General features: G+C 65.2%; 13 protein-coding genes. 12 read left to right on the plus strand and 1 reads right to left on the minus strand.

All coding sequences use genetic code 11. The features are described from left to right. Positions 1 to 7 precede the first annotated feature (7 nt). The gene (locus KPB06_RS15970; RefSeq protein WP_059583421.1) at positions 8 to 301 is read right to left on the minus strand and encodes a YciI-like protein; all 294 of its coding nucleotides are present in this window, start codon (positions 299 to 301) and stop codon (positions 8 to 10) included. Positions 302 to 749: 448 nt separating this feature from the next. Between KPB06_RS15970 and KPB06_RS15975 the strand changes: the two genes are divergently transcribed. From KPB06_RS15975 to KPB06_RS16030, 12 genes are all read left to right on the plus strand, one after another. Continuing rightward, positions 750 to 1,238, plus strand: a complete 489-nt coding sequence (locus tag KPB06_RS15975; protein WP_059583420.1) for an aminoacyl-tRNA deacylase — start codon at positions 750 to 752, stop codon at positions 1,236 to 1,238. Positions 1,239 to 2,096: 858 nt separating this feature from the next. Further along, positions 2,097 to 2,798 carry an energy transducer TonB gene (locus KPB06_RS15980; protein WP_059583418.1) on the plus strand — a complete coding sequence of 234 codons (702 nt, stop codon included), beginning with the start codon at positions 2,097 to 2,099 and terminating at the stop codon, positions 2,796 to 2,798. An 86-nt stretch (positions 2,799 to 2,884) separates the two neighbouring features. Beyond that, positions 2,885 to 3,790 carry a MotA/TolQ/ExbB proton channel family protein gene (locus tag KPB06_RS15985; RefSeq protein WP_059583417.1) on the plus strand — a complete coding sequence of 302 codons (906 nt, stop codon included), beginning with the start codon at positions 2,885 to 2,887 and terminating at the stop codon, positions 3,788 to 3,790. A gap of 20 nt (positions 3,791 to 3,810) precedes the next feature. Further along, a complete protein-coding gene (locus KPB06_RS15990) occupies positions 3,811 to 4,233 on the plus strand; it encodes an ExbD/TolR family protein (RefSeq protein ID WP_059583415.1) in 423 nt (140 codons plus the stop codon). A gap of 81 nt (positions 4,234 to 4,314) precedes the next feature. Further along, a complete protein-coding gene (locus KPB06_RS15995; RefSeq protein WP_059583519.1) occupies positions 4,315 to 4,746 on the plus strand; it encodes an ExbD/TolR family protein in 432 nt (143 codons plus the stop codon). A gap of 16 nt (positions 4,747 to 4,762) precedes the next feature. Beyond that, positions 4,763 to 5,953, plus strand: coding sequence for a tetratricopeptide repeat protein (locus tag KPB06_RS16000; RefSeq protein ID WP_059583413.1), 1,191 nt, complete (start codon positions 4,763 to 4,765; stop codon positions 5,951 to 5,953). 251 nt (positions 5,954 to 6,204) lie between these two features. Further along, the gene (locus KPB06_RS16005; RefSeq protein WP_059583412.1) at positions 6,205 to 6,780 is read left to right on the plus strand and encodes a helix-turn-helix domain-containing protein; all 576 of its coding nucleotides are present in this window, start codon (positions 6,205 to 6,207) and stop codon (positions 6,778 to 6,780) included. A 257-nt stretch (positions 6,781 to 7,037) separates the two neighbouring features. Next, entirely contained in the window at positions 7,038 to 9,863 is a 2,826-nt protein-coding gene (locus KPB06_RS16010; protein WP_059583409.1) for a TonB-dependent receptor, read from the plus strand. A gap of 240 nt (positions 9,864 to 10,103) precedes the next feature. After that, positions 10,104 to 11,984: an extracellular solute-binding protein gene (locus KPB06_RS16015; protein ID WP_089464772.1), complete on the plus strand. Its 1,881-nt coding sequence runs from the start codon at positions 10,104 to 10,106 to the stop codon at positions 11,982 to 11,984. A 13-nt stretch (positions 11,985 to 11,997) separates the two neighbouring features. Continuing rightward, positions 11,998 to 13,050, plus strand: coding sequence for a microcin C ABC transporter permease YejB (locus KPB06_RS16020; RefSeq protein ID WP_059583406.1), 1,053 nt, complete (start codon positions 11,998 to 12,000; stop codon positions 13,048 to 13,050). After that, positions 13,004 to 14,119: an ABC transporter permease gene (locus tag KPB06_RS16025; protein WP_059583404.1), complete on the plus strand. Its 1,116-nt coding sequence runs from the start codon at positions 13,004 to 13,006 to the stop codon at positions 14,117 to 14,119. Before KPB06_RS16020 ends, KPB06_RS16025 begins: the two co-directional genes overlap by 47 nt. Continuing rightward, entirely contained in the window at positions 14,116 to 15,759 is a 1,644-nt protein-coding gene (locus tag KPB06_RS16030; RefSeq protein WP_059583403.1) for an ABC transporter ATP-binding protein, read from the plus strand. The genes KPB06_RS16025 and KPB06_RS16030 overlap by 4 nt, the downstream gene beginning before the upstream one ends. Positions 15,760 to 15,797 lie beyond the last annotated feature (38 nt).

Genomic DNA, 15,797 nt, shown 5'->3' on the forward strand with positions numbered 1-15,797 from the left:
GGCGGCGTCACGCCGGACGCGGCGCGTGCTTGCCGACCACGACGCGCCACGGCCGCACGCGCCACGATTTCACGAGGCCGTTCTGCACGTACGGATCGGCGCGCGCGAACGATTCGGCCGCTTCCGGCGAATCGCCTTCGAACACGAGCACGGCCTGGTCGGCCGGGTCGGCCAGCGCACCGGCGAGCACGAGTTCGCCGCGCTCGGTCGCCGCCTGCGCGAGCGCGAGATGCTCCGCACGAAGCGGTTCGCGGCGCGACAGGTAATCGTCGACGAGTTCGTAGATCAACTGGTAATGCATGATCGCTCCAGGAATCGGTTTCCGCCTCGGATAGTGGGCGGCCAGGTCAGTATAGGGCAGCGGGAAAGCCCTTGGCGGCGTGGTTTGCCGGCGGGATGGCGGGCATTGGGCGGGGGCGCTTCATGACCCGCGCATCCCGGCCGATATCCCGCTGGCTTCCTTAAAAACGCAACTAACGGTCGAGCTTCCAGACATCGGCGAATTGCCGGGCGCTTCGCGTCCACGGCCGATCCGCGTGGAATTCGTCTACAGGAAACGAGGAGGCGCCGGCCTATGCCGGGTCCGGATTTCGCATGCCGGCGAAGGCAGGGGAGCGGGTGAAAACGATAGGCGCCGGCCCGGGGGCGGGGGGCGTGCGAGGGGTGTTTCCATTGGGCCGGAATGCGACCTATGCTGAACGAATCCGGAGCGAACGCCGTTCGCCCGATTCGCCCAGACGAGGTGTGCCATGCCGGTCTCAGCCACCCTGCAGGATTGCCTGCGCCAGAAGTCATCGCGGTACGAAGTCGTGTACCACCCCTATAGCCATACGAGCATGGAGACGGCCGCCGCCGCGCACATTCCCGGCGATCGTCTCGCGAAAACGGTGCTCCTCGAGGACGCCGAGGGCTACGTCGCCGCCGTGTTGCCGACGACGCACGCCGTGCGTCTGTCGGATCTCTGGGTGAAGACGGGACGCCATCTCGTGCTCGCCCGGGAGGTCGAATTGCGCGACCTGTTCAAGGATTGCGACATGGGCGCGCTGCCGCCCGTGTGCATGGCGTACGGGATGAAGACGTTCCTCGAGGAACACCTCGCGCAGCAGCCGGAAGTCTATTTCGAGGCCGGCGACCACGAAGCGCTGATCCACATGATGCAGGACGAATTCCTGGCGCTGATGGAGACGGCCGAGCGCGCGCATTTCTCGCATCGTATGCAGGGGATGATGCTGTCCTGAGCGATGCCGGCCGTGCATCGATGACGCATGCGCGGGCATTTTTCCCACCGGGCCCGGTGAAGTGGAGATGCCCGTGCGCGCAGAGGGGCGGGCAACGAATTCACGCTGGCGCAGCGGTACCCGGTTTCGGAAAATAGGTTCGTTGTGCAGACGATTATTTCAACCATGCCAGTAGGAAGGTTTGCTTATTTTAATTTGGAATCCTTTGCAAAAATGCGGCGGGCAAATCCTCGGAATATCGCGTCAACGGGCCCTGGCTCCGCGTGACAACGGTCAATCGGCTTCCATCCTTGCATGAGACAACCAGACGCATCCGGCGGCGCTCATTCCAGACGCGCCAATGCAGTGCGCCGCACTAAATCGGTGATTATTTATGAGAGGCACTGAATTAGTGCGACAGCCTACAAAATAATTACCGAATTAATGGAAAATGTTTGTTGAAGCTTACTAACTTGTTATTCGAGTAAGGCCTCCAAACTTTGTATTTGGGTATCAAATAAAGTTTGACGCCCAAATTTTTTCCTTGCTATCTTCTGCACCCAAGACGAACGGCCTGGCTGACGTCGGCGTGTAACGAAGATTCAATCGTCATACGAGAACGTGCCTGCGCCGACGAAGCTGACAATTGCCTGAACGCGCTGGTGCGGGGCGGACGCCGGATAGGGCGGCTATCCCGCGGTGGTTGAAACGATTCCTTGAAATTGAATGAATTCGGATCCGAAATCGATGCTTTCGATTCGGATTACTAATTGCATTGAAAATGAAATTTCGGGTTGAGGCGGAGGCGGAACCGACCGGTTCCGGCGCCGGCCATCATCGCGAAACTGGGCGATTCGCTTGGGGGGATGGATAGTGGGCATGAAAGTCGAAGAGCATCTGGTTGCTTCGAACAGCGGACTGGCCACGCTCGGCCGTCCGCGGGAATTCGGCAAGAAGCAGCAGAATCCGGTGCGCCGTTTCGGCGGCATCGCAGTCGTCCTCCTGTTGCATGCAGTGCTGATCTACGCATTGCTCAACGGCCTCGCGACGAAAGTCGTGCAGGTGATCCAGCATCCGATCGAAACCCGCATCATCGAGCCGGTGAAGCCGCCGCCGCCCCCGCCGATGCCGGTCGTCAAGCTTCCGCCGCCGAAGTTCGCGCCCCCGCCGCCGCCGTTCGTGCCGCCGCCGGAAGTACCGGTGCAGGCGCCGCCGCAGGCGACGATCACGCACCAGTCGGCACCGGTGCCATCCGCACCGGCCGTGCAGGCGCCGGTCATCGCACCGCCCGCGCCGGCGGCCAAACCGGTCAGTCACGAAGTAGGTGTCGTCTGCCCGAATTCGGACACGATTCGCGCGTCGATGCAGTACCCGAAGGAAGCGCAGGAAAACAACATCACGGGTGACGTGACGATCGAGTTCGTCGTGGATGCGGAAGGGAACATCACGAACGAACGCGTGGCCCAGTCGGCCGACCCCGTGCTCGATCGTGCGGCCTACAACACCGTGAAGCGGTTCAAATGCGTGGCGCAAGGCCAGGCGGTACGGGTGCAGGTGCCGTTCTCGTTCAACCTGAATTGATGCAGTGGGCGGTCCGGCGGGAGCCGGACCGGTGAAAACCGGCTCGAACCTTAATCGTAAGTTCAACGAAAGAATTGGAGTGGGGTATGACGAAGCGTTCTCTGGCCGCGCTGGCGGCAAGCCTGTTGATGTCCGTCGCTGCAATCGACGGGCTCGTTGCACCGCAGCCCGCCTATGCGCAGGCGAGCGGATCCGCGGCGGCATCCGACGCGTCGCAACAGGCCGCGGCGCCCACGCAGGCGCCTTCCGCGGCCGAGCCGGCCCCGCCGCCGGCGCCTGCTACGACCGAAGCGGTCGAGAATCCGTACGGGCTCGGCGCGCTCTGGAAGAACGGCGACTTCGTCGCGCGCTTCGTGCTGATCCTGCTCGTGATCATGTCGATGGGCAGCTGGTACATCATGATCACGAAGTTCGTCGAGCAATTGCGCGCAAACCGCCGCGCGAAAATCGCGGACGCACAGCTCTGGAGCGCGCCGTCGCTGGCCGAGGGCGCGAAGCTGCTCGACGAGGCGTCGCCGTTCCGCTTCATCGCCGAAACGGCAATCGAGGCGGGCGAGCATCACGACGAGGCGCTGCTCGAAGCCGTGGACCGCAACACATGGATCGACGTGTCCGTCGAGCGCTCGATCACGAACGTGTCGAACCGCCTGCAGGACGGGCTCGCGTTCCTGGCGACGGTCGGTTCGACCGCGCCGTTCGTCGGGCTGTTCGGCACGGTCTGGGGGATCTATCACGCGCTGACGGCGATCGGGATCGCGGGCCAGGCATCGATCGACAAGGTCGCGGGCCCGGTGGGCGAGGCGCTGATCATGACGGCGATCGGCCTGGCGGTCGCGGTGCCTGCCGTACTTGGCTACAACTTCCTCGTCCGGCGCAACAAGTCGGTGATGGAACGCGTCCGCAACTTCGGCGCCCAGCTGCATACCGTGCTGCTGGCCGGCAGCAAGCGCGCGGTGCGCGCGCCGTCGCCCGCCGCGTCGCTCGTGAACTGACCGGCTGACGGAGGCGCGCGATGGGCATGAACGTCGGGCAGGACGAAAGCGACGAGGTGATCGCGAACATCAACACGACGCCGCTCGTCGACGTGATGCTGGTGTTGCTGATCATCTTCCTGATCACGATTCCGGTCGTCACGCACACGATCCAGCTGCAGTTGCCGAAGGAGATCGTGCAGCCGCTGCAGACCACGCCGAAGAGCGTCGAGATCGCGGTGAATCGCGACGGCGATTTCTTCTGGGGCGAACAACGGGTGGATGCGTCGGCGTTGCTCGCGAAGCTGAAGGGTGTGTCGCAGCAGCAGCCGCAGCCGAGCGTGCACGTACGGGGCGACCAGAACACGCGCTACGAGTTCATCGGCCGGGTCGTCACGATGTGCGAGCGAGCGGGTATCGCGAAGGTGTCGTTCATTACGGAACCGCCGGCGCGGGGTGGTTAGCCTTGCATGGGAACGGCATACGCGCCGATTCCGATTGACGACGACGCATGGGATCAGATCAGGCATCGACAGGAGCAGACGATGGGAATGAACGTGCCTTCGGGCGGGAGCGGCGGCGAGCCGGACGTGATGGTCGACATCAACACCACGCCGCTGATCGACGTGATGCTGGTGCTGCTGATCATGCTGATCATTACGATCCCGATCCAGATGCATTCGGTGAAGATGGACCTGCCGGTGGGCAACCCGCCGCCGCCCGCCACGCCGCCGGAAGTGGTGCAGATCGACATCGACTTCGACGGTACGACGACGTGGAACGGCGCGCCGGTGCCGGACCGCGCGGCACTCGAGACGAAGCTGACGGCGGTCGCGCACGAGCCCGTGCAGGCGGAGATCCATCTGCGGGCGAACAAGCTGGCGCCGTACAAGGACGTGGCGGCCGTACTGGCGTCCGCGCAGCGCGTGGGCGCGACGAAGATCGGCCTGATCGGAAACGAGCAGTTCATGCAATGACGGGACAGGCGGACCGATGAACCAGCGACGATGGAAACGGATGATGGCGCTGACGGCGCTCGGTGCGGCCTGCGTGCTCGGCCGGCCGGCGTGGGCGGCCGACGCGTTGCGGCCCGACGTGGCGAAGCCGCTGGCCGCGGCGCAGGACCTGTATCGCGCGCACAAGTATCGCGATGCGCTCGGCAAGATCGCGCAGGCGGCTGCCGTGCCCAACCGCACGCCGTACGAAACCTACATGGTGGAAGCGACGCGCGGCGCGGCGGCGATGGCGGCCGGCGATACCGGCGTGGCCGCGCAGGCCTACGAAACCGTGCTGAACTCGGGGCGCCTGTCGGGCGCGGACGAGCAGCGGACGACGGCGGCGCTCGCGGGAATCTACTTCCAGCAGAAGAACTATCCGCAGGCGATCCGCGTCGCCCAGCGCTACCTGAAGGCGGGCGGCACGGATCCGGACATGCGCACGCTGCTCACGCAGTCGTATTACCTGTCGAACGATTGCGGCCAGGTCGTGAGCCAGTTGAAGGCGAGCACGGAGGCACAGGCGAAGGCCGGCCACGCGCCGGACGAGGGCCAGCTGCAGATGCTGGCGACCTGTGCGCAAAAGAGCAAGGACGCCGTTGCCTATCGCAACGCGCTCGGCATGCTGGTGGCTTTTCATCCGAGCCCCGCGTACTGGGAGGACATGATCTCGGCCATTCGCGGCAGCCCCGGTTACCTGTCGTCGCTCGACCTCGACATCTACCGGTTGCGCAGGGCGACGGGCTCGCTGACGACGGCCGACGCCTACATGGAGATGACGCAGCTCGCGCTGGTGGCGGGAACGCCGGCCGAGGGCAGGCAGGTGATCGACCAGGGATTCGCGTCCGGCGTGCTGGGCAAGGATGCACAGGCGGAGCGCGAGAAACGGCTGCAGGCGCTGGCTGCCAAGCGTGCGCAGTCGGGTGCGGACGCCGCCAACCCGGTGGCGCCGATCGATGCCGGCATGAATCTGGTGTTCGCGGGCCATGCGGCGCAGGGGCTGTCGATGATGGAGCAGGTGATCGCGAAAGGCGGACTCGAGCATCCCGATGCCGCGCGGCTGCGGCTCGGCGAGGCGTACTACGTGGCCGGCCAGAAGGCGCATGCGGTCCAGGTGCTGCGCACGGTGAAGGGTAACGACGGGTCGGCGGATCTGGCGAAGCTGTGGACGGCGGTGGCGTCCCGGTAGCGCAACGCAAAGCCGCGACGGCATGCGACGCGCACGCAATCGACGAGCAGCGTGGCGCGATGGAAGTACAAGTCCTTGACGGTCGGACATGAAGAGAGACAGGGGAAATGTTGTTGATTAGTAACGCGAATGAAATAGGCGAAACACTCGCGGGCGCGCGGCGACGGTGCCGCGCCGCGTCGGCCGCGTCATCGCATCGGCCAAGGCTGGCCGACATCAAACCGGTTTCGACTGCGAGGCTCCGCACTTCCATGACTGTGCCCCCTGATGAGTCGGTTCTGGTCGCCGTATCGCTGGGCAGCAAGATCCGGGCGCTGCGCCAGCGCCTGAAGCTCACGCTTGACGAGACGGCCGGGATCGCGGGTATTTCGAAGCCGTTCCTGTCTCAGGTCGAGCGTGGGCGCGCGACGCCGTCGATCACGTCGCTGGTCCGGATCGCGCACGCGCTGGGCGTCACGATGCAGTACTTCATCGACACGCCGACGGAAGCGCGTTCGGTGTGCCGCGGGAACGCGCTGCAGTACTTCCAGTTCGCGAACTCGGCCAGCCTGTTCGCCAGACTGACGAACCTGGTGGATGGCCGCAAGCTTGACGCGATTCTCGTCAGGATGCCGGCGGGGCAGTCACCGTCCGAGATAACGACGCATGCGGGCGAGGAATTCGTCTACGTGATGCGCGGGCAGATCGCGCTGACGCTCGAGGATTGCACGTTCACGCTCAACGCGGGCGATACCGCGCACTACGAATCGACGATGCCGCATGCATGGCGCAACACGGCCGACGAAGAAGCGGTGATCGTCTGGGTCGGCACGCCGAGACTGTTCTAGCGGAGGCGGCAGGCGCCGCATGTCGAACGGGAAGCAGCAGGAAGTGCGCTCATGACATGTAGTAAGTATGACGAAGTAAATATAAAGAAACGGTGATGCCGGGCGGAACGGGTGCCCAAGGCCGATCCGTTCGAGTCGTGGCGGTCGGAAGGGTGGCTATTGCGGGTTCCGTTACACGGGCGCCCAGGACGCGCAAGGAATTCACAAGGTTCCGGCGTACAGCAGGTGGGGTCTTACTACGAGCGAGAGGGAACGAGATGAAGCAGAGAGTATTGGCGTTGGCCATCAAGAGGATAGTCTGGGCGGAACTGGCGCTGACGGCCGCGCTGGTGCCGCCGGCGTTTGCCCAGAGCCAGCCGGCGCCGGGCGCCGCATCGATCGCGGATGCGGTCGCGAATGGCGCACCCGTGACCGTTGCGCAGGCGAACGGTACGGCGGGCGCTGTCGCCGCCACGGGCGCCGCGGCATCCGGTGCGGCAGCCGAGGCGACGCCGGCCGCTCCCGGCGCGAACGGACAGGGCAAGGTCGCGCAGATCAAGCGGTTCGAAGTGACGGGTTCGCTGATCCGGCAGGCCGACAAGGTCGGCTTCAACCAGGTTCAGACCATCACGAGCAAGGACATCGAGAACAGCGGCCACACCAGCGTCGCCGACTACCTGCGCAGCACCTCGGCGAATTCGGCAAGCAGCTGGAGCGAAGGGACGACGAACAGCTTCGCGCCGGGCGGCGCAGGCATCGCATTGCGCGGCCTCAGCGAGAAGTACACGCTGGTGCTGATCGACGGCATGCGGGTGTCACCGTATGCGTTCGCGGTGAACGGCAGCGATCAGTTCTTCGACCTGAACACGCTGCCGCTGAACATCATCGACCGAATCGAAATCGTCAAGACAGGCGCGGTGTCTCAGTATGGTTCCGACGCAATCGCGGGCGTGGTGAACATCATCACGAAGAAAAACTTCCAGGGTCTCGAGCTGGGAGGCAGCTACGGCGGTGCGACGAACGGTGAAGGCGGCCAGGGCACGACGAAGTTCAGCATCCTCGGCGGCTTCGGCGACCTGAACGCCGACCGCTTCAACGTGACGGCGGCGCTCAGCTACTACAAGTCGAACGGCATCTCGATCGCCGATCGCGACATGACGCAGAACCAGGATTTCTCCAATTTCCCGGGCGGCCTGTCGAACCAGAGCGTGTCGTACTGGCGCAATCCGGCCACCGGCGCGAAGGTGCCGCTGAGCCCGTGTCCGAACGGCGGTCAGGCCGTGCCGGGCACCTCCGTCGCGCAGGTCAACGGTCCCGGCACGGTCTGCGCAAACAACACCGCGTACGCATCGTCGCTGTCACCGTGGACTGAACGCCTGAGCGCGAAGGTGCACGCTGACTTCAAGATCAGCGACGCGATGCAGGCGTTCGCCGATCTCTGGGAAAGCAACAATACGACGGTCACGAACAACTTCGTCGGCCGCCTCGGCAACAGCACGCAGACCTATGATCCGGCGACGGGCGGTCTCAACCCGATTTCGAACCTCGTGCCGGGCAGCAACCCGTATAACCCGTTTGGCGTGCCGGCCAAGCTGGTTTATGCATTCCCGGCCACGCAGGCCGTGCATACGAGCTCCAACTTCTGGCGTGCCGCGACGGGTGTGAAAGGATCGTTCAGCACGCCGCGCGTGGGTGACTGGGACTGGACGGCGTCCTACACGCATTCGCAGAACACGGTGTCGAACAACTATTCGAACCTGATCAACGCGGCCGCGCTCGAAAATATCGTCCAGAACGGCGTATTCAACTTCGCGAATCCATCGTCGACACCGAACGGGTTGAACGGGCTGTACGGAAGCACGTCGACGCAGGCCATCACGAAGCTCGACGCCGTCGATGCGACGCTGTCGACGCCGAACCTGTTCACGTTGCCCACGGGTAACGTCGGTCTGGGTCTCGGTACGCAATTCACGCACCAGAGCCAATACATCGGGACGGGCGCGGACTACGCGAACGGCACGCTCATCCAGCCGTCGCTGCAATCGGTCAACGGCGAGCGCAACGTCGCGGCGGTCTACTACCAGATCGACATTCCCATCCTGAAGAACCTGACGTTCAGCCAGTCGGGGCGCTACGATCACTACAGCGACTTCGGTGGCGCGTTCTCGCCGCGCTTCGCGTTGCGCTTCCAGCCGATCCGCGAGCTGACGATGTACGGTTCGTACAACCGTGGCTTCCGCGCGCCGACGCTGATCGAAAACACCTCGTCGAGGACCTACGCCGCGCAGGGCGCGGTCGATTCGAACGATCCTAACAATCCGAACGCATACAACCTCGTCGAGGAAGTGCAGGCCGGTAACAGCAAGCTGCAGCCGGAGCGGACCAAGAACTACAACATCGGCTTCCAGCTGTCGCCCACCCGCAATACCGATTTCGGCTTCGACTGGTACAAGATCCACATCGACAACGTGATCGGCACGGAAGACATCCAGACGGTGGTCGACCAGAACGATCCGTCGAAGGTGATCCGTAATCCGAATGGTTCGATCGCGTATGTCGTGCTGCCGTACATGAACCTGTCGTCGCTCGATACGGACGGCTTCGAGACCACCTTCCGCCAATCGGTGTCGACCAAGATCGGTACTTTCACGCTGTCGGGCGACTGGGCCTACGTGTGGCACTTCAAGATGCCGGTGGGCGGCGAGACGACCGACTTCGCGGGCAACAACGGTTCGCTGAACGAGCCGTTCGGCGGCAGCTTCCCGCGCTGGAAGGGCAACACGAGTCTGAACTGGAACTACCACAACCAATGGAACGCGACGTTGACGTGGATGTTCACGGGACCGTACAGCCAGGCCATCCTGTCGCCGGGCCAATATCCGAACATGCAGGACAGCGTGGCGTCGTACAGCCAGTTCAACCTGATGGTCAGCTACACCGGCTTCAAGCATTGGACGATCTACGCGGGCATCGACAACATCTTCAATCGTGCGCCGCCGTTCGACCCGGTTTTCATGAACGCGAGCTACCAGACGGGCTACGACACGTCGCTGTACACGTATGTCGGTCGATTCGCGCAGGTTGGCGCGACCTACAAGTTCTGATGCCGATTGCGATGCACGGATGGGCTTTAGACCGGCCGCTCCACGTCCACCTCCCCATTTTTTGGAGCGGCCCTTTTTCGCCTGGCGCCACGACGGCCTGCAACCGGGACGTGCGGCGATGCAGTTCGCAGGCGCGTTTTCAGCACGAACAACCAGTGGGATGCAGGTGGCACGCGGCATCCTGCACCGGCATCTACCGCGCGCAGGCATCACGCCCGCACGCTTTCGGACAGACCGACCATGAAACTGTTGAAATGGCGATGGACAGGCGTGCCGCGCGCGGCGCTGTTCGCATGCGTCGTGCTGCTCGTGTCGGGTAGCGCCATGCCACGTGCGGCGCTCGCGGTGTCGGCGATCGCGCAATACGATCAGCCGAAGTACCCGACCAATTTCGCGCATTTCGATTATGCCGATCCCGACGCGCCGGACACCGGCACGCTCAATTTCGAAAACTACGACACAGCGCAGAGCTACGACTCGCTGAACCCGTTCCTCGTGCGCGGCTCGCCCGCGCCGGACATCAAGAACCTGATGTTCGACACGCTGATGCAGCGCAGCTGGGACGAGCTCGCGTCCGAATACGCGCTGATCGCCGACGACGTCGAGGTGGCGCCCGACGGGCTGTCGGCCACGTTCCACATCAATCCGGCCGCGCGCTTCTCGAACGGCGACGCGATCACCGCGGCGGACGTCAAGTATTCGTTCGACACGCTGACGAGCCCGCAGGCGTCGCCGATCTACAACGCGCAGTTCTCCATCATCAAGCGCGCGGTGGTGATCGACCGGCACGCGATCCGCTTCGAATTCCAGCACGCGGAGCGCGACGCGGCGCTGATCGCGGGCGACCTGCCGGTGTTCTCGCCGAAGTGGGGGCAGCGCGCGGACGGTACGCGGCCGCCGTTCGACCAGATCGCGAACGTGCCGCCGATCGCGAGCGGCGCGTACCTGATCGAGCAGCGCAGGAACGACAAGCAGATCACGTACGTGCGCAACCCGCACTACTGGGCCGCGAACCTGCCGTCGCGGCGCGGGATGTTCCGCTTCGCACGCGTGTCGTTCAAGTTGTACCTCGACCAGTACACGGCGCTCGAGGCGTTCAAGGCCGGCGACGTGGACGCGCGGGTGGAGTACAGCTCGACGCAGTGGGCGCGCAAGTACGTCGGCAAGAATTTCCGCAACGGGCTGCTGAAGAAGGGTGAATTCCCGGATGGCCCCGCGCAGATGCAGGGTTTCCTGATGAACCTGCGCAAGCCGATGTTCCAGGACGTACGCGTGCGGCATGCGCTCGCGCTGGCATTCGACTTCGACTGGATGAGCCGGATGATGTTCTACGGGCAGTATCGCCGCACCAACAGCTTCTGGGACGCGAGCCCGTTCGCGGCATCCGGCATGCCGAGCGCGAAGGAACTCGCATTGCTGGAGCCGTTCCGGTCGACGTTGCCGCCGGAGGTGTTCGGCCCGATGGTCAAACAGCCGTCGACGCTGCCGCCCGGCTCGCTGCGCGCGAACCTCAGGCAAGCGCGCGACCTGCTCGCGCAGGCCGGTTGGCACTATCGCGACGGCGCGCTGCGCGACGCGAACGGCACGCCGATGACGATCGAGATCATCGACGACGAGCCCGGCATGGATCGTCTGATCCTGCCGTACACGCAGGCGCTCGCGACGCTCGGCATCCACGCGTACCTGCACGAGATCGACAGCGCGCTCCACCAGAAGCGGCTCGACAATTTCGAGTACGACATGACGACGTATATCTACTCGCCCGTGACGATCCCCGGCGCGGAGCTGACGCGCCGCTTCGGCAGCGCAGCCGCCTCGCAGCCCGGCTCGGAGAACTATCCGGGCGTGAAGTCGAAGGCCGTCGACGCGCTGATCCGCGCGGCGCTCGCGGCAGATACGCTCGACGATCTCGAGACGGCCACGCACGCCCTCGACCGCGTGCTGATCAACCTGTACGTGCTGGTCCCGCAGTACTACCTGCCGAACGCGCGGATCGCATACAAGACGACGCTCGGCCATCCGGCGGTCGTGCCGGCTTCCTATCAGTACGAGGACTGGATCGTCGACTACTGGTACGTGAAGAAGCCGGCCGCACGACCACAACCCGCTCCGGCGGCCTGACGGGGGAGCAACGATGCTGGCATACATAGTGAGGCGGCTGCTGCTGATGATTCCGACGCTGATCGGCGTCGTGACGATCACATTCGCGGTCACGCAGTTCGTGCCGGGTGGCCCGGTGGAGCAAATGCTCGCGCAGTTGCGCCACGGCAGCGCGCGTGGAGGCGACGCGGGCGGAGGCGGGGGCGGCTACCACGGCAGCCAGGGTGTCGATCCGCAGCAGATCGAGCAGATCCGCAAGCAGTTCGGTTTCGACAAGCCGCCGCTCGAACGCTACGCGCTGATGCTGAAAAGCTACGCGACGTTCGACCTCGGGCAATCCTATTTCGCGCACCGCAGCGTATGGGCGGTGATCCGCTCGAAGTTGCCGGTGTCGATCACGCTCGGGCTGTGGACGGTGATTCTCACGTATCTCGTGTCGGTGCCGCTCGGCATCGCGAAGGCGGTGCGCAACGGCTCGCGGTTCGACACCGTGACGAGCGTGCTGGTGCTGACCGGCTACGCCGTGCCGGGCTTCGTGCTCGGCGTGCTGCTGCTGATGCTGTTCGGCGGCGGCACGTTCTGGCAGGTGTTCCCGATGCGCGGGCTCACGTCGGACAACTTCGACGACCTGACGCTGATCGGCCAGATCCTCGACTATCTGTGGCACATCGCGATGCCGGTCACCGCGTCGGTCGTCGGCAATTTCGCGATCGTCACGATTCTCACGAAGAACACGTTCCTCGAGGAAATCGGCCGGCAATACGTGCTGACCGCGCGCGCGAAGGGCGCGCCGGAGCGCGACGTATTGTGGAAGCACGTGCTGCGCAATGCGGCGATTCCGCTGCTCACCGGGCTGCCGGCGGCATTCGTCGGCGCGTTCCTGAACGGCAACCTGCTGATCGAGACGCTGTTCTCGCTCGACGGGATGGGGCAACTGTCGTACGACTCGGTGATCCGCCGCGACTATCCGGTCGTGCTCGGCTCGCTGTTCCTGTTCACCCTGATCGGTCTGCTGACCAAGCTTATCGCGGATATCTGCTATGTCCTCGTCGACCCCCGTATCCAGTTCAGCCGGCTGGACCACTGATCCGGCCGCCGTCGCGTGCGCGGCGTCGCCGTCGCCGTGGCGACGCACGTGGCTGCGGTTTCGCGCGCAGCGGCTCGGCTACTGGAGCCTCGTGATCTTTGCCACGCTGTTCGCACTCAGCCTGCTGGCCGACGGATTGTCGAACGACCGGCCGCTCGTGGTGCGCTATGACGGGCACCTCTATTTCCCGATCGTGAAAGACTATCCGGAGACGCAGTTCGGCGGCGATTTCCCGGCGAAGACCAACTATCTCGATCCGTACATCCGCGCGAAGATCGAGTCGCACGGCAACTTCGCGATCTACCCGCCGAACCGCTACCGCTACGACACGATCGATTATTTCGCGTCGCGGCCGTACCCGGCGCCGCCGTCCGCGAGCAACTGGCTCGGCACCGACCAGTTCGGCCGCGACGTGCTCGCGCGGCTGCTGTACGGATTTCGGCTGTCGGTGCTGATGGCGTTCGCGCTGACGGTCTCGGGCGTCGCGATCGGCGTGCTGACGGGCGCGCTGCAGGGCTTCCACGGCGGACGTACCGATCTCGTCGGGCAACGCCTGATCGAGATCTGGAGCGCGCTGCCCGACCTGTACCTGCTGATCATCTTCGCGTCGATCTTCGAACCGTCGCTGTGGCTGCTGTTCATCCTGCTGTCGATGTTCGGCTGGCTCGTGCTGTCCGACTACGTGCGCGCGGAGTTCCTGCGCAACCGCGCGCTCGACTACGTGAAGGCCGCGCGCACGATGGGGCTGTCGAACTGGCAGATCATGTGGCGGCACGTGCTGCCGAACAGCCTGACGCCGGTGATCACGTTCCTGCCGTTCCGGATGAGCGCGGCGATCCTGTCGCTGACGAGCCTCGACTTCCTCGGCCTCGGCGTGCAGCCGCCGACGCCGAGCCTCGGCGAGCTGCTGCAGGAAGGCAAGAACTACCTCGACGCGTGGTGGATCTCGATCTCCGCGTTCTCGGCGCTGGTCGTCACGCTGCTGCTGCTCACGTTCATGGGCGACGCGCTGCGCAACGCGCTCGACATGCGCGCGCGCGGCTCGGCCTTCGGCGGGGAGCAACGATGACGACGCCATTGTTGGAGATCCGCCAGTTCTCCGCGCACTTCGGCGCGAAAGCCGCCGTGCAGGACCTTGACCTCGCGGTCGCGCGCGGCGAGCGCGTGGCGCTCGTCGGCGAGTCCGGCTCGGGCAAGAGCGTGACGGCGCTGTCGATTCTGCGGCTCGCGCAGCAGGCGACGCTGTCGGGCCAGATGCTGTTCGACGGCGAGGATCTGCTCGCGAAGACCGAGCAGCAGATGCGCGGCATCCGCGGCGCCGATATCGCGATGGTGTTCCAGGAGCCGATGACGGCACTCAACCCGTTGTATACGATCGGCAAGCAGATCGCCGAGAGCCTGCGGCTGCACGAGGGGCTGCGAGCGGGCGACGCGCGCGAGCGCGGCATCGCGCTGCTGCGGCGCACCGGAATTCCGGAGCCGGAACGGCGCATCGACAGTTTTCCGCACCAGTTGTCGGGCGGCCAGCGGCAGCGCGCGATGATCGCGATGGCGCTCGCGTGCCGGCCGCGGCTGTTGCTCGCGGACGAGCCGACGACGGCGCTCGACGTGACGGTGCGCCAGCAGATCGTCGACCTGCTGATCGAGCTGCAGGAGCAGGAGGCCGCCGCGCGCGGGATGGCCGTGCTGCTGATCACGCACGACCTGAATCTCGTGCGGCGCTTCGCGCAGCGCGTGGCCGTGATGGAGCGGGGCGTGCTCGTCGAGACGAACACGACCGGCGCGCTGTTCGCCGCGCCGCGGCACGCGTACACGCGCCGGCTGCTCGACAGCGCGCCGCAACGCGCGGTCGAGCCGGTCGCGGCCGACGCGCGGACGATCCTCGATGTCCAGCAGCTTGCCGTCGATTACCGCATCGCGGCGAAGGGTTGGCGCGCGGCGTTCGGCAAGACGGCGTTCCGGGCCGTGCACGACGTGAAGCTGAGCCTGCGGCGCGGCGAGACGCTCGGGATCGTCGGCGAATCGGGGTCGGGGAAATCGACGCTGGCGGCGGCCGTGCTCGGCCTGCAGCGGCCGGCGTCGGGCGGCATCGAGATCGACGGCATGCCGCTGGCGTCGCTGCGCACGACACGCGGCCGGCGCGCGCTGTACGGCCGCATGCAGGTCGTGTTCCAGGATCCGTTCGGCTCGCTGTCGCCGCGCATGACGGTCGAGCAGATCGTCGGCGAGGGGCTCGCCGTGCACCGGCCGACGGTGGCCGGCGCCGCGCGGCGCGCGCGCGTCGCGGCCTTGCTGCAGGAGGTCGGCCTGCCGGCCGAGGCAATGCTTCGCTATCCACACGAATTTTCCGGCGGCCAGCGCCAGCGCATCGCGATCGCGCGCGCGCTGGCGGTGGAGCCTGAGTTGCTGGTGCTGGACGAGCCGACGAGCGCACTCGACGTGTCGATCCAGAAGCAGGTGCTGAATCTGCTGACGAATCTGCAAAAGAAGTATGAACTGAGCTATCTGTTCATCACGCACGATCTCGCGGTGATGCGTGCGATGGCCCATCGGGTCATCGTGATGAAGGCGGGGCGCGTGGTCGAGGAGGGCGATACGCTCGACGTGTTGCACGCGCCGTCCCACCCGTATACGCAGGCGCTGCTCGCGTCGTCGATGCTCGCGCCGGAACCGGGGCCGCGGCAGCGGGAAGGGGACGCGGATGATTGACGTGAAGCGGGCGCGGCGCGCCCGCACCGTTCGCTGAC

Origin of the sequence: Burkholderia semiarida, from assembly GCF_029268935.1 — a bacterium.
Lineage (GTDB): Bacteria > Pseudomonadota > Gammaproteobacteria > Burkholderiales > Burkholderiaceae > Burkholderia > Burkholderia semiarida.